General features: G+C 65.7%; 12 protein-coding genes and 2 pseudogenes. 9 read left to right on the top strand and 5 right to left on the bottom strand.

The genetic code is table 11. The features are described 5' to 3' along the window. The first annotated feature begins 112 nt into the window (after nt 1-112). On the top strand, nt 113-265 hold the full coding sequence (locus tag HV744_RS38455) for a DUF1330 domain-containing protein (RefSeq protein ID WP_425497705.1): 153 nt from the start codon (nt 113-115) through the stop codon (nt 263-265). Between the two features lie 501 nt (nt 266-766). Continuing rightward, the gene (gene phaZ, locus HV744_RS13250) at nt 767-2,032 is read left to right on the top strand and encodes a polyhydroxyalkanoate depolymerase (protein ID WP_175149948.1); all 1,266 of its coding nucleotides are present in this window, start codon (nt 767-769) and stop codon (nt 2,030-2,032) included. A 116-nt stretch (nt 2,033-2,148) separates the two neighbouring features. Here the strand turns inward: phaZ and HV744_RS13245 are convergent, their stop codons facing one another. The 3 genes and pseudogenes from HV744_RS13245 to HV744_RS13235 all read right to left on the bottom strand — a co-directional run. Then, complete coding sequence (locus tag HV744_RS13245; RefSeq protein WP_175149947.1) at nt 2,149-2,604, bottom strand: YeeE/YedE family protein; 456 nt, start codon at nt 2,602-2,604, stop codon at nt 2,149-2,151. 1 nt (nt 2,605) lies between these two features. Further along, nucleotides 2,606-3,040, bottom strand: coding sequence for a YeeE/YedE family protein (locus HV744_RS13240; protein ID WP_175149946.1), 435 nt, complete (start codon nt 3,038-3,040; stop codon nt 2,606-2,608). 351 nt (nt 3,041-3,391) lie between these two features. Continuing rightward, a pseudogene (locus HV744_RS13235) lies at nt 3,392-3,829 on the bottom strand (LysR substrate-binding domain-containing protein); the annotation flags it as partial. Nucleotides 3,830-3,831: 2 nt separating this feature from the next. Here HV744_RS13235 and HV744_RS13230 point away from each other — a divergent pair. The 5 genes from HV744_RS13230 to HV744_RS13210 all read left to right on the top strand — a co-directional run bounded on the left by HV744_RS13230 (nt 3,832) and on the right by HV744_RS13210 (nt 13,327). Continuing rightward, nucleotides 3,832-4,476, top strand: coding sequence for an amino acid ABC transporter permease (locus HV744_RS13230; RefSeq protein WP_175149945.1), 645 nt, complete (start codon nt 3,832-3,834; stop codon nt 4,474-4,476). Nucleotides 4,477-4,577: 101 nt separating this feature from the next. After that, on the top strand, nt 4,578-7,073 hold the full coding sequence (locus HV744_RS13225) for a penicillin acylase family protein (protein WP_484555893.1): 2,496 nt from the start codon (nt 4,578-4,580) through the stop codon (nt 7,071-7,073). A gap of 444 nt (nt 7,074-7,517) precedes the next feature. Further along, entirely contained in the window at nt 7,518-8,678 is a 1,161-nt protein-coding gene (locus tag HV744_RS13220) for an efflux RND transporter periplasmic adaptor subunit (protein ID WP_246279024.1), read from the top strand. A gap of 10 nt (nt 8,679-8,688) precedes the next feature. Beyond that, nucleotides 8,689-11,886 (top strand): multidrug efflux RND transporter permease subunit, encoded by a 3,198-nt coding sequence (locus HV744_RS13215; RefSeq protein WP_175149942.1) that lies wholly within the window; start codon nt 8,689-8,691, stop codon nt 11,884-11,886. After that, complete coding sequence (locus HV744_RS13210; RefSeq protein ID WP_175149941.1) at nt 11,879-13,327, top strand: efflux transporter outer membrane subunit; 1,449 nt, start codon at nt 11,879-11,881, stop codon at nt 13,325-13,327. Before HV744_RS13215 ends, HV744_RS13210 begins: the two co-directional genes overlap by 8 nt. A 58-nt stretch (nt 13,328-13,385) precedes the next feature. On the opposite strand, the gene HV744_RS13205 is transcribed toward HV744_RS13210, so the two are convergent. After that, the gene (locus tag HV744_RS13205; protein ID WP_175149940.1) at nt 13,386-14,810 is read right to left on the bottom strand and encodes a trypsin-like peptidase domain-containing protein; all 1,425 of its coding nucleotides are present in this window, start codon (nt 14,808-14,810) and stop codon (nt 13,386-13,388) included. Between the two features lie 103 nt (nt 14,811-14,913). Between HV744_RS13205 and HV744_RS13200 the strand changes: the two are divergent. Further along, nucleotides 14,914-15,261, top strand: a pseudogene (locus HV744_RS13200) (IclR family transcriptional regulator); the annotation flags it as partial. Nucleotides 15,262-15,562: 301 nt separating this feature from the next. Here HV744_RS13200 and HV744_RS13195 read toward each other — a convergent pair. Beyond that, nucleotides 15,563-15,850: a DUF4148 domain-containing protein gene (locus tag HV744_RS13195; RefSeq protein ID WP_175149939.1), complete on the bottom strand. Its 288-nt coding sequence runs from the start codon at nt 15,848-15,850 to the stop codon at nt 15,563-15,565. A gap of 343 nt (nt 15,851-16,193) precedes the next feature. Between HV744_RS13195 and HV744_RS13190 the strand changes: the two genes are divergently transcribed. After that, complete coding sequence (locus tag HV744_RS13190) at nt 16,194-19,445, top strand: efflux RND transporter permease subunit (RefSeq protein WP_175149938.1); 3,252 nt, start codon at nt 16,194-16,196, stop codon at nt 19,443-19,445. Nucleotides 19,446-19,459 lie beyond the last annotated feature (14 nt).

Genomic DNA, 19,459 nt, shown 5'->3' with positions numbered 1-19,459 from the left:
AGTGGGCCGCAGCGTATCAGGCTGCAACAAGCCCGGATATAGAGCTGCAACCCATCCTGTCGTCGTCTGAACACACGAAAAACCGTCGCAAACGGGAGGCGTTCATATAGACATGATGATGCTCGAATTTCCTTCGTTCGATGACGCGAAGACCTGGTATACCAATCCTTCGTATCAGGCTGCATGCGAACATCGCTTCAAAGGGGGGATTATCGCGCTTTCATTATTGAGGGTGTGGCACCTGCCATGTCGACTTGAAAATTGAGCGTCCCAATTCCCGTGTGCTAACTCGCAAAACAGCGGGTCTGCTCCGCGCACGTGTCTACTGCCGCTGAATCGCAGGATTATTCCGTTCGAGCATCGGCGATGTTGTGATACCGTTCGACCCGACCGCCTCCCCGCGCCGCTTCCTGGCGTGCGCCGCATTGGGAAATTCAGTCGGATGGTCTACGCTCACACTAAGGTTCGCCGTTCGCCCCCGCTCATACACGGGGACAGGAGGGGCGAAGTGCCCGCCGCCGCCACGCCGCCCAAGCCTGATCTGCCCGCAGGCGGCACGGGCAGCGACACTGAATTCGCTCCGGGACTGAAGCGGCGCGGTGGACGGCGCAGCGATTACCGGCTTGTCAGCCCTGCCCGCGCGTCGGACCGGTGACCACCGGAAGCGGCGGCCCGGCAGCCTGAGCTTCGTGCGCCGCACGTGCCGTGCCATCATCCGGCGACCGCGCGGCATCATTGGCAGCATGTCTGCTCCGAAGAGGCGCCCATGTGGTACGACCTACTCGATACGCAGCGGCGTCTCGCCAAGGCGTTCGCTGATACCGCGCTCATCGTCAGCGGATGGCATGGCGCGCAGTGGGCCGCCGCCGGCGCGCCCCGTGCCGCGCGCGACTGGCTGATCCGGTCCACGTGCGCCTTCGAGACCGCTCCGCCGTTTGCGATAGGCGCGGTGCAGAGCGGCGGCGAATGGATTCCCGTCGAAGAATGCATTGCCGATGAAATGCCGATCGGCACGCTGCGCAAATTCACACGGGCCAGCAGCATTGCCGCCCCACCTGGGAACCGGCCCGTTATTCTCTGTGCGCCACTCGCGGGGCATCACGCAGTCATGCTGCGGGAAACGGTCGAAACGCTGCTCGAAACCTGCGACGTCGTCTATATCACCGACTGGGCCGATGCCCGCGACGTGCCACTCGCGGCCGGCCCGCTCGCGCTGGCGGATTACGTCCGCGCGCTCGAACGCTACATCCGGAAGGTTCGCGCACAGGGGGCGCCGGCGCACCTCGTCGCCGTCTGCCAGGCGTGTGTGCCTGCCCTCGCCGCCGCCAGTCTGCTGGCAAGCAACGGCACACCGCCCTTCGCCAGTGTCGCGCTGCTGGGCGGACCGATCGATACGCGCCTGGATCCGACTTCCGTGGATCGCTTCGCCAGTTCCCGGTCGCTGCGCTGGTTTCGCGACAACCTGATCGACGAAGTGCCGCCGCCATACCTTGGGGCGGGACGCCGCGTCTATCCGGGCTTCATCCAGCAGGCTGCGATCGTGACCGCGCATCCCGCGCGTCAACTCGACCTGGAGGCGCGCTACTGGTCGAATTGGCTCAGCGGCAATCTGCACGATGCTCAAACGGCGCTCCGTTCATTGAATGAGTATGCCGCCGTCGTGGATATGAGCGAGTGTTACTTCCTGGATATGCTTGGCGTGGTTTTCCACGAGCAGCTGCTCGCGCGGGGAGCGTGGTCGATCGATGGGCGGTGCGTGGATACCGGCGCGCTTGCGCAAGTGCCACTTTGCACGATCGAAGGCGACTGCGACGACATCACGGGCGCGGGCCAGACGCATTGCGCGCACGCGCTATGCCATGCGCCGGACGCGCCGCGGCAGCGCCGCGTGACCGTCGGCCAGTGCGATCACTACGATCTTTTCACGGGCCCACGCTGGCACGACGAGGTTCATCCTCAGTTATGCGGATTCTGGCGCGCGATCGAATGCAGTTATGACGCGAAAGTCGAACCGGCCGCGCGCATCCGATGATCCATGTCAAAGGTGCGCCAGGCCGATGCGGTGCGACTGGATGGATCACCGCGCCCGGCGGGTTCCGTATTGACTGGCGTTCGATCACAACACTTCGATTCACGCCATCGCGCGACTTATGCTCCGCGTTGCCTCTGCTCGTTGACTTGCTTGCGGCGCAACTTGACGCCCTCAAGCAACTCGAACGCCGCCATGCCGGCAAGCATTGCCGCCACAAATCCCCATGCTTTGGGAAAGCCGCCGCCCAGTGCAACCAGCGCGGGCCCCGGACAGAACCCGGCGAGGCCCCAGCCCACGCCGAACAGCGCGCTTCCCAGCACCAGTCTCGACGTGACGGCGCTGGCGGGCGGAATCAGCATCGGTAAGCCCAGCAGGGAGCGGTTGCGGCGTTTTGCAAGCAGGAACGCGATCAGGCCGACGGCGATCGCGCCAGCCATGACGAATGCAAGCGACGGATCCCAATGTCCGGCGAGGTCGAGAAACCCCTGCACCTTCGCCGGGTTTGCCATGCCGGAGACCATCAGGCCGATGCCAAACAGAAGTCCCGAAACTAACGCTGTGAGCAATCCCATCTCAGCCTCCCAGCAGATGTCGGGTCACGAACACGGTCAGAAAACCGCTTGCCATGAATGTCGCCGTGGCCACGAGCGAACGGACCGACCCACGCGAGATCCCGCAGACGCCGTGGCCGCTGGTACAGCCGCTTGCATAGCGCGTGCCGGCGCCGACCAGCAAACCGGCGATGAGTATTTCGCCCCATCCGGCCTGAATGTCCGGCGCAATCGATTGTCCCAGCAGACTTGCCAGCACGGGGGCGCCGACCAGCCCCGCAAGAAAGGCGATCCGCCATCCCGCATCGTTGCGGGGCTTGCCCAGCAGGCCGCCGAGAATACCGCTGATGCCGGCGATCCGGCCGTTGAACAAGACGAGCACCGCGGCCGCGGCACCGATCACCAGACCGCCGGTCAGGGACCAGCCCGGCGTGAAACTCGCCATATCGATTGACATGCTTTCTCCTCTTTTTCATTGGGCGCGCAATGGGTCATTGGCGCGCCTGTCGCGTGCCGCGCGTTTGCGCGGCACCCGCAGACTCCCCATGTGTTGCCGGCGCTGCGCGAGTTTGCGCCGATGACACTGTTGGCGCGGCTCGCGCGCAGTATGCCTGGGCCCAGCCAGAATGTCATGTAGTTCGCCTCGAATCATTCGAGGCTGCGCTTTCCGGAGCAGTAGTGAGAGCGAGGGCATGGGGTTCGGCGGGTATTTGATTGCCCCTGCCCTTCGCCCGATCGCGCGTGCGCAAGTTGCTTGTGCGATGGAGATGCCTCGACGGCCCGCAGCGCAATCTGACCAGCCTTGCCGTCAGCGCCGCACTGAAGCGGGATCGCCCGCCGCTAAAGACGGCAGCAGTGTCCGGTCGGGCAACTCGCCGATGCCCTTCAGCCGCTCCGCCATGAACTCGCGCAGCACGCGCACCTTGGTCGAAAAGCGCCGGTTCGGCAGATAGGCCATATAAATCTGCCGGCCGGTCAGTGCGTTTTCGAGCCGGTAGCGCGGCAGCGCGACTTCCACTTCGCCGCTCACCAGCAGATCGCGGATCAGCCAGATTTCGAACCCGGCGATTCCGAGCCCCGCGCGCGTCGCCTCCAGCAACAGCTCCGAATGATCCGACTGCAGATTGCCCGATGGCATCACCCACTGCACGCTCGTCCCATCCGACAGATGCCAGCGCGGATCGCCCTCCGGATGCAGATAGCGCAGGCAGTTGTGCTGCGCGAGATCGGCGGGCGTGCGCGGCCGCGATGGCGTTTCCGCTCGCCCTCTGGCGGCTGTCGCAGCGGCCGTGGATCCGCCGGCTGGCCGGCGCGTATATCGGGTTTTTCCGCGCGATCCCGTTGCTGCTGCTGATCCTGTTCATGGTGATCGAGTTGCCCGCGCTCGGCTTCGACTGGCCGGCGCTCGGCTTCCTCGTATTCGCGATGGCGTTGCAGCACTCGGCGCTGACGGCCGAAGTCGGGCGCGCGGGCATTCTGTCCTTGCCGCGCGGACAGCGCGAGGCCGCGCTCGCGCTCGGCATGCGGCCGTCTCAGGCGATGTCGTATGTCGTGCTGCCGCAGGCGCTGCGCAGCATGTTGCCGGCGCTGATCAGTTCGGTCCTCGCGATTGTGCAGGATACGTCGCTGGGCTATGTGATCCCTTATGACGAGCTGCTGCACCGCTCGCAGGACGTGTCGAGCTATGCGCCGCAATCGCTGTTGCAGGCGGCGTTCATCGTCACGATGATGTATGGTGTGGTGAGCGCGGTGCTGCTGTATCTGAAGCGCCGGGTGACGCGCCGCCAGGGGCGAGCGGTCGCGAGAAGCGCGGGCGTGAGCGGGATATTGGCGTCAGCGGCTGTTCCGGGCGATGTCGAAGCTTCGATCGCTGGTGTGAGTCCGGGGGAGTAAGGCGCCGGTTGCCACCGGCACGTCGTGATCCGGTGCGATTGCGTTAAGTCCGTCACCGCCAACAGGACACTCGTCAATACGCTATGCCCGTGAATGCCTCCCTGCGCCGTTGCGGCCCCGTCGTCCGTCTGCTCGCCGCCCTGCCCTGCGCATTCGGCTTGCAAAGCTGCGCCGTCCCGAGTACCGACGTCGGCGCGCACGCGGGACCGTATGAGGTCGAGATCCGCCGCACCACCCTCGGCATTGCGCATGTGAAGGCCGGCGACTGGGGCAGCCTCGGCTACGGCTATGGCTACGTGCAGGCGCAGGACAATCTGTGCACGCTGGCCGACGGCTTCGTCACCTATCGCGGCGAACGTTCGCGCTACTTCGGTGCAGACGCGCGCCCTGCTGCCGAAGCGACCTTCGGACAGCCCGACAATCTCGATGCCGACTTCTTCTTCCGTTTCGTCGTCGACGATGCGGCCGTCTCGCGCTATCGGCACAGTCAGACCGCCGAGATGCGCGCGTTGATCGACGGCTTCGTGGCGGGCTACAACCGCTATGTCGGCGAGCTTGCGCACGGGGATTTTCCCGGCGAGCACGCTGCATGCCGCGCGGCGCCGTGGGCCGGCAAGATCGGCAGCGCCGACATTTACCGGCGGCTTTATGCGGCGAACCTGGCCGGCGGCGCAATGCGCTTCGTCAATGCGATCGCGAAAGCGAAGCCGCCGCTTGCGCTCGGGCAGTCGCCGGACGCGTCGCGCGAGCAGGAACGTGAAGATGCGCACGGGACCGGCAAGACCGAACGCGCCGCCAGCGCGCCGCTCGCCTACCTCGGCGGCGAGGCCGGGATCGGCAGCAACGGACTTGCGTTCGGCGCGGATGTAACGCACACCGGCAGCGCGTTGCTGCTCGGCAATCCGCACTGGTTCTGGACCGGCCCGGATCGCTTCTACCAGGCGCAACTGACGATCCCCGGCAAGCTCAATGTCAGCGGCGTGTCTTTCCTCGGTGTACCTTTGATCGTGATGGGCTTCAACGAGAACGTCGCGTGGGCGCATACGGTCTCCACCGCGAAGCGCTTCGGCCTGTTCAAGCTGACGCTCGTGCCGGGCTCGCCGACCCGCTACCAGATCGACGGCAAGACCGAGACGATGACGCCGACGCAGTTGAACGTCGACGCACGCGCGGCCGATGGTTCGATCCATACCGTTGCGCGCACGCTGTATCGTTCGCGCTTCGGCCCGCTCGTCAATCTCGGCGCGCTGTCGCCCGCGCTGGCCTGGAATGCGCAGCAGGCTTTCGCGCTGCGCGATATCAATGCCGACAACTTCCGCGTGTTCGAAAACTTCCTCGAATGGAACCAGGCGAACTCGCTCGACGACTTCATCCGCATCCAGAAGAAGAATGCGGCGCTGCCGTGGGTGAATACGCTGGCGATCGGCCGGGGCGATCCACGCGTGTGGTACGCGGACATCGGCGCGGTGCCGGACGTACCCGACGAGTTGGTCCTGCGCTGCACGCCGCCGGTCGGCAAGGCGCTCGGGCAGTCGATGCCGGGCGTGCCGGTCCTCGACGGTTCGCGCAGCGATTGCGACTGGCGCGATCAGCCCGGCTCGGTGCAGCATCGCGCGTTGCCGGTCGCGCAGATGCCGGGCCTGCTGCGGCGCGACTATGTCGGCAATTTCAACGGCAGCTACTGGCTCAGCAATCCGGCTGCGCCGCTGACCGGCTACGCGCAGATCATCGGCGCGACGAATGCGCCGCAATCGCTGCGCACGCGCCTCGGTCACAGCATCGCTACGCAATTGCAAAGCGATCCGGCAGGCGTGTCCGCCGACGCGCTCGGCCGTGCCGCGCTCGACAGCCGTTCGATGTCGGCGCTTCTGTTCAAGCGGCCGGTGCTCGATCGTCTGTGCGGCAGCGGCGCAACGGCGGGTGCGAACGCCGCTGCGTATACCGCTGCAAATATCGCCGCAAGCGCCAATGAGCTGCATCAAGCCTGCAAGGTGCTCGCGGCATGGGACGACACGGCCGCCGCCGGCGCCGTCGGCGCGACGCTTTGGGACGAGTTGTGGCGACGCCTGCTGACGATCCCGCCGGCGCAACTGTACGCGGTGCCGTTCGATCCCGCCCAACCGCTGACGACGCCCGCGGGCATCGCCGCCGATCCCGCCAAACTCGCCGCCGCGCTGCACGATGCGATCGCGGCGCTCGAGAAAGCCGGCATCGCAATCGATGCGCCGCGCAGCGCCGCGCTCTACGTGCAGCGCAACGCCGAGCGCATCCCGCTGTTCGGCGGTTGCGACGCGGGCGGCTACTTCACCGCCGCGTGCGCGGCCCATCCGTTCGATGCGCGCGGCGCTTCGATGAACGTCAACCCGGCCGGCGACAGCTACTTGCAGATCGTGTCGTTCGCCGGCGACGAAGTGCTCGCGCGGACCTTGCTCGCGTCGTCCGAATCCGACGACCCGGCGTCGCCTCATTACGCCGATGCGACGCGCGACTATGCGGCGCAGCGCTGGCTGCGCATGCCGTTTTCCGAAGCGTCGATCGCGCACGATCCGGCGTTGAGCGTGCGCACTTTGAGCTCCCCGGACGCGCCAGTGCGCTAGACATCGAACTGGTGTCGAGGATCTGGGCGCATGTCCATTCGACTAGCCGAACAGTCCGATGCGTCGATGCACGGCTCCCCGGTTTTACCGGGTAGTCATATATCCAACGGTCATTTATATCGATTGCGTCCGATTCAAGTCGCTCTCGCCATAAACCCGGTTTGAAAAGACTTAATTGACGAGCGGTTAACATGCCACGTTCTTTCGGATAACAACCACTTCCGACGCGCCGCACAGTGGCCACATGGATTAGACTTTATTCGCCCGCAGCCCGCATCGTATTGGCTTCAATCGCGGTGGCGCGCGGGAATTTGACAGGCGAAAAACTGCCGCGATAAAACAGCAAGACCGTAAGACTGCAACCGATCTGAAGCGCAAACGAAGAGTGCCTTCACTGAGGAGTTTCTCTTGCCCTGCTCCGCGTCCAGCCTGCGTAGTCGTGTCGTGTCCATTCTGATCGCCGGTCTGCCGCTGGTGCTTGCCGCATGCGGCGACAGGCAGGATGCGCCTGCGGTGATGCCGCCGGTTCCCGTGCTGGTCGAAACAGTCTCCTCGTCGTTGGTGCCGGAGGTTGTCGAATTGCCCGGCCGGATCGAGGCGGTCCGCACCGCGGAGATCCGCGCACGGGTCGACGGCATCGTCGAACGCACGCTCTATCAGGAAGGCAGGGACCTGCCGGCGAACGCGCCGCTATTCCAGATCGACGCGCGCGACTATCGCGCGCAGTTGCAGCAGGCGCAGGCCGCGCTGACGCGCGCCACCGCCGTGCGTGACAATGCGGCGTCGGTGGTGGAGCGCTTCAAGCCATTGGTCGCCCGTCACGCGGTCAGCGCACAGGAATATGACGACGCACTCGCCACGATGCAGCAGGGCCAGGCGAGCGTCGCCGATGCGCAGGCCGCCGTGACGCTCGCCAACTTGCGGCTCGAACGCTGCATCGTCCGCACGCCGATTGCCGGGCGCGTGGGCCGCGCGCTCGTCACCGAAGGCGCGCTCGTCAGCGCCGGCGCGGCAACGCTGCTCGCGCAGGTCAATCAGCTCACGCCGATCAATGCGGTGTTCGCGCAATCGAATGCCGCGCTGCTCGATGTCGAGCAGCAGATTCAGTCAGGCACACGTAAGGCGATCGATATGAAGCATGTCGAGGTCGAACTGCTGCTCGCCAACGGCCAGATCTATGGCGAGCGTGGCTTTCTGGACTTCACCGATCTGGTCGTCGAGCCATCCACGGGCACGCAAACGGTGCGCGCTCAATTCGCCAATCCGTCACGCACGCTGTTGCCCGGGCAGTTCGTACGCGGCCGCATCATCACGGCGGGCAACCAGCAAGGCATCCGGATTCCGGAACGGGCCGTGCAACTGGACAACGGCGTGGCCAGCGTGGCGCTCGTCGCGGACGACGGCACCGTGGTCCGCCGCAACATTGGTCTCGGCGAGCAAGGCGAAGGTCGCTGGACCGTCCGCGATGGCCTGAAGCCCGGCGAGCGCGTGATCGTCGACGGCTGGCAGAAGGTCCAGCCTGGCCAGCGTGTCGACGCCCGGCCTGCGCCGGGAACGGCAGCGTCAGCGGCAACGGCAGCGGCGCCCGCTTCGGCCACGCGCTGACGGGCGCCCGATGAATCGTTTCTTCGTCTCCCGCCCGGTATTCGCCTGGGTCATCGCACTCTTTGCGGTGCTGTTCGGCGCGTTGGCGGTGGCGCTTCTGCCGGTCGAACAGTATCCCGACGTCGCGCCGCCCTCGCTGAGCATTTCAGCCATCTTCAGCGGCGCCGACGCGCGCACGCTCGACCGGACCGTGACCTCGATCATCGAAGACGAGATGAACGGCATCGAGAATTTTCTCTACATGTCGTCGGTCAGCCGCTCCAACGGCACCGCGCAGATCACGGTGGTGCTCAAGCCGGGCACCAATCTCGACATTGCGCGCACGCAGGTGCAGGACCGCCTGAGCCGGGTCGAGCCGCGCCTGCCGCTCGAGGTCCGGCAGCGCGGCATCAGCGTGACCAAGGCGTCGTCGGGCTTTTTGATGCTGCTCGCGCTGCAGGCCACCGACGGCACCACCAACGCGACGGCGATGGGCAACTTCGCGTCCAACAATATCGTCAACGAGTTGCGCCGCATCGAAGGGGTCGGCGACGTGCAGCTGTTCGGCTCGTCGTACGCGATGCGGATCTGGCTGGACCCGACCAGGCTGGCGGGCTTCGGCCTGTCGGCGAGCGAGGTTTTCTCGGCCGTGCAGGAGCAGAACAGTCAGACGGCCGGCGGCGGACTCGGCGACCAGCCCAACGCTGGCGGCTCCGAGTTCACCGCGCAGATCGTCACGCAAAGCCGCTTCTCGACGCCGGAGCAGTTTCGCGAAATCATCGTCCATGCCAATCCGGACGGCTCGACCGTGCGGCTCGGCGACGTCGCCCGGGTCGAGCTCGGCAACGACAGCTATGGCAACCGCCTCACCGTCAACGGCAAGGAATCGGCCGGCATCGCGATCCAGCTCGCGAGCGGCGCGAATGCACTCGGGGTCGCCAACAACGTGCGCAAGCGCATGGCCGAATTACAGCCGACCTTCCCGCGCGGCGTGAGCTGGGCTGTGCCGTTCGATACCACGCCGTTCATCACCACGTCGGTCAATGGCGTGTTGCGCACGATGATCGAGGCGCTGCTGCTCGTCACCGTGGTGGTGTTCCTGTTTCTGCAGAACTGGCGGGCCACCCTCATTCCGACGCTGGTCGTGCCAGTCGCGCTGATCGGCACCTGCGCGGGACTGTACCTGTTCGGCCTGTCGATCAACATCCTGTCGCTGTTCGGGATGGTGGTGGCGATCGGTATCCTCAACGACGATGCGATCGTCGTCGTCGAGAACGTCGCGCGCATCATGCGCGAAGAGGGTCTCAGCGCGCCACGCGCGACTGTGAAGGCCGTAGGCCAGATTTCCGGCGCGGTGATCGCGAGTACTCTCGTGCTGGTCGCGGTGTTCATTCCGATGGCGTTCTTCCCCGGCTCGACCGGCGGCATCTACCGGCAATTCTCGGTCACGCTGGCGGTGTCGATCACGCTCTCCACGCTGCTTGCGCTCACGCTCGGCGCGGCGTTGTGCGCCGCGCTGCTGCGCAACGAAACCTATGCCGGAGTTGCGCCGAAAGGCGCGGCCGGCAAGCTGTTGCAGCGCGTGTTCGACGGCTTCAACCGCGGACTCGGCACGGGCACCGACCGGTATATTCGCGGCGTCGACGCGATGCTGCGCTCGCCATTGCGCTGGCTGCTGGTGTTCGTGGTCGCCTGCGCGATCACCGCTTATCTTTTCGTGCGCCTGCCTGGCGGCTTTCTGCCGACCGAAGACCAGGGGCATCTCTTCATCACCTATACCGGTGCGCCGGGCTCCACCGAGCAACGCACCCAGCGGGCGATCGCTCAGGTCGAAGCATTTCTGCGTCAGCAGCCGCAAGTTCGAAACGTTACGTCGGTCACCGGCTTCAGCTTCTTCGGCCAGGGACAATCGGCAGCGCTGTCCTTCGTCGATCTGAAACCGTGGGGCGAGCGCCCCGGCGACGAGAACTCCGCGAGCACGCTGGTGCGCCGCGCCAATCGCGCGTTCCGGCAGATTCCCGAAGCGACGATCTTCGCGCTTGATCCACCGGCTATTCCGTCGTTGGGGAACGCGACGGGCTTCACGATGAAGATCCAGGATCGCAGCGGCGTGGGCGGCGACGCGCTGCAACAGGCCGCGCGGCGAATCATGATCGAGGCGTCGCAGAGCCCTGTGCTCGCCGGCGTGCGCTCCGAAGGCATGCCCGAGGCGCCGCAACTGTACGTGGAGATCGACCGCGTGAAGGCGCGTGCGCTGGGCCTGCAGATCGGCCAGGTCAATCAGGCGCTGGCGCTGTCGTTCGGCGCGAACTATGTGAACGACTTCGTGTTTGAAGGCAATGTGCTACGGGTGTTCCTGCAGGCGGACGCCGAGCATCGGATGCGAGCGGAAGACGTGAGTGCGCTGAGACTTCGCAACAACAGGAACGAGATGGTGCCGTTTTCGGCGTTCAGCCGTGTTCGCTGGATTTCCGGTCCGCAGCAGCTCGAACGCTACAACGGCTTTCCGTCGGCGACCGTGTCGGGTCAGGCTGCCGCGGGCCGCTCGAGCGGCGCGGCGCTTGCCGAGATGGAACGCATCGCTGCGCGCGTGTTGACCGGCAACCTCAGGTACGAATGGACCGGCACGGCCTTCGAAGAGAAACAGGCCGGCGGCCAGATCGGCCTGCTGCTCGGACTGTCGCTGGTGGTCGTGTTCCTGCTGCTGGCCGCGCTGTACGAAAGCTGGGCGATTCCGGCGGCGGTGCTGCTGATCATCCCGTTCGGCGTGATCGGCGCCGTCGTTCTGACGATGCTGCGCGGCCTGTCGGCGGACGTCTACTTCAACATCGGGCTCGTGACCATCATCGGGCTCGCCGCGAAGAACGCGATCCTGATCGTCGAATTCGCGATCAAGGAAGAGTCCGAAGGCAGCGACGCCGTCGCCGCCGCGAAAAACGGTGCGCAGCAACGCTTGCGCCCGATCCTGATGACCAGCGTCACCTTCGTGCTCGGCATGATGCCGCTCGTGCTCGCGACCGGCGCCGGCGCGGCGAGCCGGCGCGCGGTCGGCACCGGCGTGATGGGCAGCATGCTGACGGCGACGCTGTTCGGGGTGTTTTTCACGCCGCTGTTCTATGTGGCTGCGCGCCGATGGCTGAGCCGCAAGAAGCGCAAAAGCGATCTGGACGACCTGTCGATGTCGGCGCCCGGCAACGACGCACCCGGCGGAGGCAAGCAAGATGCGTAAGCGCCTGCTGATGCCGCTCGTCTGCTGTTGCGCGCTGGCCGCGTGCAATTTCGCGCCGACGTATCGCCAGCCCGAGTTGCCGATTGCCGAACGCTTCGACACGTCGGCGACGTCCAGCGAGGCAGGCACGCGCCTCGCGGGCGAGGTCGACTGGGAAACGTTTTTCGCCGATCCGCAATTGAAGCTGCTGATCGCCACGGCCCTCGAACACAACCGCGATCTCGCGGCATCGGTCGCGCGCATCGAACAGGCGCGCGCGTTCTATCGCATCCAGAACGCGGCGCGCTTTCCGCAAGTGAACGTGAACGCTGGCGCGACGCGCACCAAGGCCCCGCTCGGCTCGATCGATCCGGAGTTCGCCGACACCGACACGACGATCAAATTCAATCAGTACAACGTTCAGGCGGCGGTGACGTCGTTCGAACTGGACTTCTGGGGTCGCGTGCGCAACCTGAGCGAAGCCTCGCGCCTCAGATATCTGGCCAGCGTCGAGGCGCAGCACGCATTCCGCTTGTCGCTGATCGGCAATGTCGCGGCGAACTATTACGCGATCCTCTCGGGCGAGGAAGGCATCGAGCTTGCCGAGCGGACCCTGGCGAGCCGCCGCTATGCACTGGAAGTCGCGCAGCTGCGGCTGGACGCCGGCGTGACGTCGACGGTCGATTACGAACAGGCCGCGATTCTCGTGACACAGGCGCAGACCCAACTGGCGGAGCTGCAAAGGACGACCGCGCAGCAGCGTAATCAGCTAGAGGTGCTGGTCGGCGGTCCGCTTAAGGATGCGGTGCCACAGGCGCCGCCGATTGCCGACGCCAAACAGTTCGGCGATCTGGATCCGGGGCTGCCGTCCGCGTTGCTCGTCAATCGCCCTGACATCCTGCAGGCCGAGCAGCAGCTTCGCGCGGCGGATGCGGATATCGGCGCGGCGCGCGCGGACTTCTTCCCGCGCATCGCGCTGACGGGCAGTTTCGGTTATGTGTCGGCGGAATTGAACGACCTGTTCGTGCCTGGCAGCCAGGCGTGGTCGATGGGTGCGTTGCTCGCCATGCCGATTTTCGATGCGGGTCAGCGTCAGGCTCAACTCGCGCAGGCGCGCGCGCGGCGCGACGAACTGGTCGCCGATTATCAGCGCACCGTGCAGACGGCTTTTCGTGAGGTGTCCGATGCGTTGATCGGACGGCAACGCTATAAAGAACAGATTGCCGCGCAGGAGCAGGCGGTCGAGGCGCAGCGGCAGCTCGCTGAAACGGCCGAGCTTCGCTATGAGAATGGGATTTCGATCTATCTCGAGGTGGTGGATGCGCGGCGCAACCTCTTCGCCGCCGAGCAGCAGCTGATTCAGCTTCGCGCCACCGCGCTGCAGAACGGTGTGTCGCTTTACGTCGCGCTGGGTGGCGGACCCGACGCGCCGCAAACGGACGCGAGCCACCAGCCCAACTAAAAGGCACTGGCGCAGCCACCCTGCGCGCAGTGCCGTTCGTCGATGTGCCGCCGGCAGGTCAGCCGAGCGTCACGGTCACCGACGCTTCTTCACCGTCACGCACCACGGTGACGGAAACGCTGTCGTCCGCCTGCGAGATGATCTGCTTGAGCTGTTGGGGACCGCGAATCACCTTGCCGTCCACCGCCACGATGATGTCGCCGGCCTGAATCCCCGCAGCGGCGGCCGGGCCGGTGGCCTGTTGCACGACCACGCCGCCAGGCAACGAGGCTTCCTGCTGCTCGTCCGCCGTCAGCGGCCGGACTGCAACGCCGAGGCGCGGACGCGCCTGATCCGGCTGCTGCTGTTGCTGCGGCTCGCGCTGCATGCGCGGCGACGCGGACGCAACCTGGGGCGACTGCGCACCGACCGTAACCGACAGCTTGCGTTCACCGCCGTTACGCCAGACGTTGACGGTCGCCGTGGAGCCCGGGGTGAGTTGCGATACCTGCGCCATCAGCTCCGTCGTGTTGGCGATCCGCGCGCCGTTCACGCCGACGATCACATCGCCCTGACGCAAGCCGGCCGCCTGGGCGGGGCCGCTCGGATCGACCGAGCCGACCAGTGCGCCACGCGTCGAATCAAGACCGAGCGACTTCGCCTGTTCCGCGCTGACCGGCTGCACGCCCACGCCGATGCGGCCGCGGCTCACATGGCCGGTTTGCACGAGCTGGTCTTTCACATGCATCGCCGCGTCGATCGGAATCGCGAACGACAGACCCTGGAAGCCGCCCGTGCGCGAATAGATCATCGAGTTGATGCCGATGACTTCACCGTTCAGATTGAACAGCGGGCCGCCCGAGTTGCCCGGATTGACCGGCACGTCGGTTTGAATGAACGGGATCGGGCTGTCGTCGGACATTTGACGCGCCTTCGCGCTGATGATCCCGGACGTCACCGTGTTGTCGAAGCCATACGGCGAGCCGATCGCCACCACCCACTCGCCGACCTTGCTGTTGGCGGGGTCGCCGATCTTCACGGTCGGCAGATTCGACGCTTCGATCTTCAGCACCGCGACGTCGGACGTTTTGTCCGTGCCGACCACCCGGGCGTGGAATTCGCGACCGTCCGTCAGCTTCACGGTAACCCGGTCGGCGCCTTCGACGACGTGGTTGTTGGTCAGCACGTAGCCGTCCTGGCTGATGATGAAACCCGAGCCGAGCGCTTCTCCGCCACGCCCGCCTTCACCGTTTTCGTCGCGGGAAGCGGCCTGTTTGGCGCCGATATGCACGACCGCCGCGCCATAGCGCGAAACGATGCTGGAGAAGTCCGGCGCTGACGAGCGCGTGCCGGTGATACCTGACAGAGCGTTCGTGGCGGCGACCTCGCCATGAGCCTCGCTGACGGATGCGTCGGCGTTGCGATGGCTGATCGCATAGGTACCGGCGATCGCGAGCACAACGCAAGCGGCAGCGCTGCCGCGCCAATATTTCCTGGTGGTCATAGTTTGGAGGTGTAGCGGTGGGTTACGTGAAGGATGCGTAATGTAGTGGCCTCCACTTAAAGGAGGCTTAAAGATGATGAGCGATCACGAGGTCGTGCGGGCAGCCGTACTGCAACTGGTCGCCGATGCGGAGACGCCGCCCAACGTCGCGAAGCTGAGCGCGGCGAGCGGCTATCCGCGCCCCACTGTCCACCGCATCGTTGCCGCGTTGCAGGCCGAAGGGCTGATCGTCGGTACGGGGACGGGCAACACGTTCGGTCTCGGCCCGCGCCTCGTCAATCTGGCGAGCCGCAGTTGGGAGCGTTCAGACTTACGCCTCGCGGCGGTCGATGCGCTGATGGAATTGCGCAACACCACGTCGGAGACGATCCACCTGGCCGTGCCGAGCCAGGGCGAGATGGTGTACATCGAAAAGCTCGAAAGTCCGCACGCGGTGCGCATGGACTTCCGGGCGTTAACACTTGATATAGAACGCGCACGCGGTGGAACGCGGCACGCCGGTCGTCGATACGCTGTGGCTGATCCATCAATTGGAATGGCCCGTGTTCACCTGCGCGGCTCGCGCGATCGGCCATCTTCGTGAGCGCTCCGCGAAACCCGACGCCGCGGATCGAGAGCGTGCCGCGCTCGCAAGCCGGCGCGCTCCTAGCTATATAAATTAGGTCTCCCTTCAATCTGTCGCCGGCGGGCACCAGCCTGTTCGCTGCGGCGTTGGATCGGGCCGCCGGCCTCTCCAGCGATCCGGCCTGAACTCAATTCGAAGCCGACTCCGCTTGCGCGGCGGGCGTCGCCGCCGCACTCATCGCGCCGGAGCGATCCGTACCGTGCTGGATCGCGTAGATCTCACGGTTTCGGGCAATCGTGGCCGCCGACGGCGGATAGTCGTCGTTCCGCGTGGGCACCAGCCCTTCGGCCTGGGCCTGCTGCAACTGTGCCATCACATCGGCCCGCGTCAATCCTGACGACGTGGTCTGAGCAAAGGCATTCGCGCCGAACGGCAGGCTGAGGGCGGCAACGGCAATAGCGGCAAGCAGTTTCATGATGTCTCTCCGGGTATCAGCAAGAAGTGAGTGGCCTGAACCACGCTTCCCATTCTTGTCATTCGAGCTGTCGGAGCACTGACCCGCGGATTACCGTTTGGTTATCCAGGCATCAACTGATTTCCCAGGCGTCGCCACGCATGGCCCCTCTTCTCCCGCAGCGCTGCTGCCATGAAACCGCCAGATAACCGAACCGTAATCTAGCCGACCGCAGCCCGTAAGCGCCGCTCCTCCACACTCCTGACTCACGAAGCCCGCGTCACGCGTCCTCGCGCGCCCTCGAGCGCCACCGGATGCATCGGCACGACGCGCGCCGTCCTTCGCTTCTTTTCAGGAACCCGTCATGTGGATCGTCAGGCTCGCGCTGCGCCGGCCCTATACCTTCGTGGTCCTCGCCGTGCTGACCTTTATCGTCGGCCCGCTCACGATACTGCGTACGCCGACCGATATCTTCCCGAATATCGACATCCCCGTGGTCAGCATCGTCTGGACGTATAACGGTTTTTCCGCGCAGGACATGGCCAATCGCATCACGTCGAACTACGAGCGCGCCTTGACCTCGGATGTCGACGATATCGAGCATATCGAGTCGCAATCGCTGAACGGCGTTTCGGTGGTGAAGATCTTTTTCCATCAGGGCGCGGACATCAATCGCGCGATCGCCGAGGCGGCGTCGAACTCCGCGTCGATCCTGCGTGTGCTGCCGCCGGGCACGCTGCCGCCGAACATCATCACTTACAACGCGTCGACGGTGCCGATCCTGCAACTCGGGCTCTCCAGCGACACCTTGTCCGAGCAGCAACTGTACGACCTCGGCAACAGCGCGATCCGCACGCAACTGGCGACTGTGCAAGGCGCGTCGGTGCCGCTGCCGTTCGGCGGCAAGGTGCGCCAGATCATGGTCGACATCGACCCGCGCGCGTTGCAGGCCAAAGGGCTTGCGCCGCTCGACGTGGTCAACGCAGTCAACGCGCAGAACCTGATCCTGCCCGGCGGCACCGCGAAGATCGGCACGAAGGAATACAACGTGCAGATGAACGGCAGCACCGACACCGTCGCCGCGCTCAACGATCTGCCGGTCAAAACGGTGGCCGGCGGCGTGGTGTACGTGCGCGACGTCGCCCATGTGCGCGACGGCTATGCACCGCAGACCAACATCGTGCGCAGCGACGGCAAGCGCGCCGCGCTGCTGACCATCGAAAAATCCGGCAGCACGTCGACGCTGACGATCATCCAGCAGGTCAAGGCGATGCTGCCGCATATCGCGGCCGGCCTGCCGAGCGCATTGCACATTACCGCGCTGGCGGATCAGTCGGTGTTCGTGAAGTCGGCGGTGGTCGGCGTCGCGCGCGAAGCGCTGATCGCCGCCGCGCTGACCGCACTGATGATCCTGCTGTTTCTCGGCAGCTGGCGCGCCACGCTGATCATCGCGGTATCGATTCCGCTCGCGGTGCTGACCTCGCTGATCGCGCTGTCCGCGCTCGGCCAGACCATCAACATCATGACGCTCGGCGGCCTCGCGCTCGCGGTGGGGATTCTCGTCGACGACGCCACCGTCGCGATCGAAAACATCACGCATCATCTGGAGAACGGCGAGCCGCTCTACGACGCGATCCTGAACGGCTCCGGCGAGATCGCGGTGCCGACCTTCGTGTCGACGCTGTCGATCTGCATCGTGTTCGTGCCGATGTTCCTGCTGTCCGGCGTCGCGCGCTATCTGTTCGTGCCGCTCGCCGAAGCGGTCGTGTTCGCGATGATCGCGTCGTACTTCTTCTCGCGCACGCTGGTGCCGACCCTCGCGATGTATCTGATGCGCGCGCGCAGCAGAACGCCGGTCAGCGGCAACGGACCGGTTGCGTGGCTGGTGCGCTTCCAGGCCGGCTTCGAACAGCGCTTCGAGACGCTGCGCGCACGCTATCGCGGCGTGCTCGGCACGGCGCTGGCGAGCCCGCGGCGCTTCATCGCGATCTTCCTCGTGCTGTGCCTCGGCTCGCTCGCGCTGCTGCCGTTTGCCGGGCGCGACTTCTTCCCCGCGGTCGATACCGGCGAGATCCGTCTGCATCTGCGTGCGCCGACCGGCACGCGGATCGAGGACACCGCGAGTCTGACCGACGAAGTCGAAGCGCGCGTGCGTCAGGTGATTCCGAAGCAGGAACTGGCGGCGCTGCTGGACAACATCGGCGTGCCGGTCAGCGGCATCAACCTGACCTACGATTCATCCGATCCGATCGGCCCGGAAGACGCCGACGTGATGATCTCGCTCGCGGCAAAGCACCAATCCACCGCGCAGTACGTGGCGACGCTGCGCACGACGCTCGCGAAGGACTTCCCCGGCGTCACGTTCGCGTTCCTGCCCGCCGACATCGTCAGCCAGATTCTCAACTTCGGCTTGCCTGCGCCGATCGATATCCAGATCGTCGGCAACAAGCTCGACGCGAACCGCGTCGTCGCGAACAAGCTGCTCGCGCAACTGCGCGGCGTGCGCGGGCTGGTCGACGCGCGCATCCAGCAGCCCGGCGACGCGCCCGCGATCAACGTCAACGTCGACCGCACGCGGGCGATCCAGGCCGGCCTGCTGCAACGCGACGTGTCGCAGAACCTGCTGATCGCGCTGTCCGGCAGTTCGCAGACCACGCCGAATTTCTGGCTCGATCCCCACAACGGCGTCAGCTATCCGCTGATGGCGATGATGCCTCAGTACGATATCAATTCGCTGCAGGCGCTTGCCAACATTCCGGTCGCGCAGAGCGGCGCGTCGGCGGCCAGCTCGGCAACGAAGACTGCTACGACAGCCGCCGACTCCGGAGCGCCCGCGCCGCAAAACCTGCTCGGCGCGTTGAGCACGCTGACGCGCGGCACCCAGCAAGCGGTGGTCTCGCACTACAACGTGCAGCCGGTGCTCGACATTTTCGCGTCGACGCAAGGGCGCGATCTCGGCGGCGTCGCGGCCGACGTGACCCGGCTCGTCGACCAGATCAGGCCGCAGTTGCCGCCGGGCGCGTCGATCGTCGTGCGCGGCCAGGTGCAGGCAATGCACGACTCGTTCAGCGGCCTCGCGAGCGGTCTCGTGTTCGCGATCGCGCTGGTCTACCTGCTGATGGTCGTGAACTTCCAGTCGTGGCTCGACCCGCTGATCATCGTCAGCGGCTTGCCGGGGTCGCTCGCGGGCATCGCGTGGATGCTGTTCAGCACCGGCACCCGCGTGAGCGTGCCGGCCCTGACCGGCACTATTCTGTGCATCGGCATCGCGACGGCCAACAGCATTCTCGTCATCAACACCGCGCGTGAATTCCACCACGGCGGCCAGCCGCCGCTGCAAGCCGCGCTCGATGCCGGCTTCAGCCGCTTCCGCCCGGTGCTGATGACCGCGCTCGCGATGCTGATCGGCATGCTGCCGATGGCGCTCGGCCTCGGCGACGGCGGCGAGCAGAACGCGCCGCTCGGACGCGCGGTGATCGGCGGCCTTGCGCTCGGCACGGTGTCGACCTTGCTGCTCGTTCCGGTCGTCTACGGGATGGTGCACGCGTGGCGCGACAAACGGCGCGCGGCGCACACCCAAACCCAGGAAGCCGGCATTGCCGCCCGCACCCATTGACTTCGACGAGACCT

This window comes from Paraburkholderia ultramafica (assembly GCF_902859915.1).
GTDB classification, from domain to species: domain Bacteria; phylum Pseudomonadota; class Gammaproteobacteria; order Burkholderiales; family Burkholderiaceae; genus Paraburkholderia; species Paraburkholderia ultramafica.
Note: the sequence above shows the minus strand (reverse complement) of the source record. Positions and strands in the feature narration are given on the sequence as shown.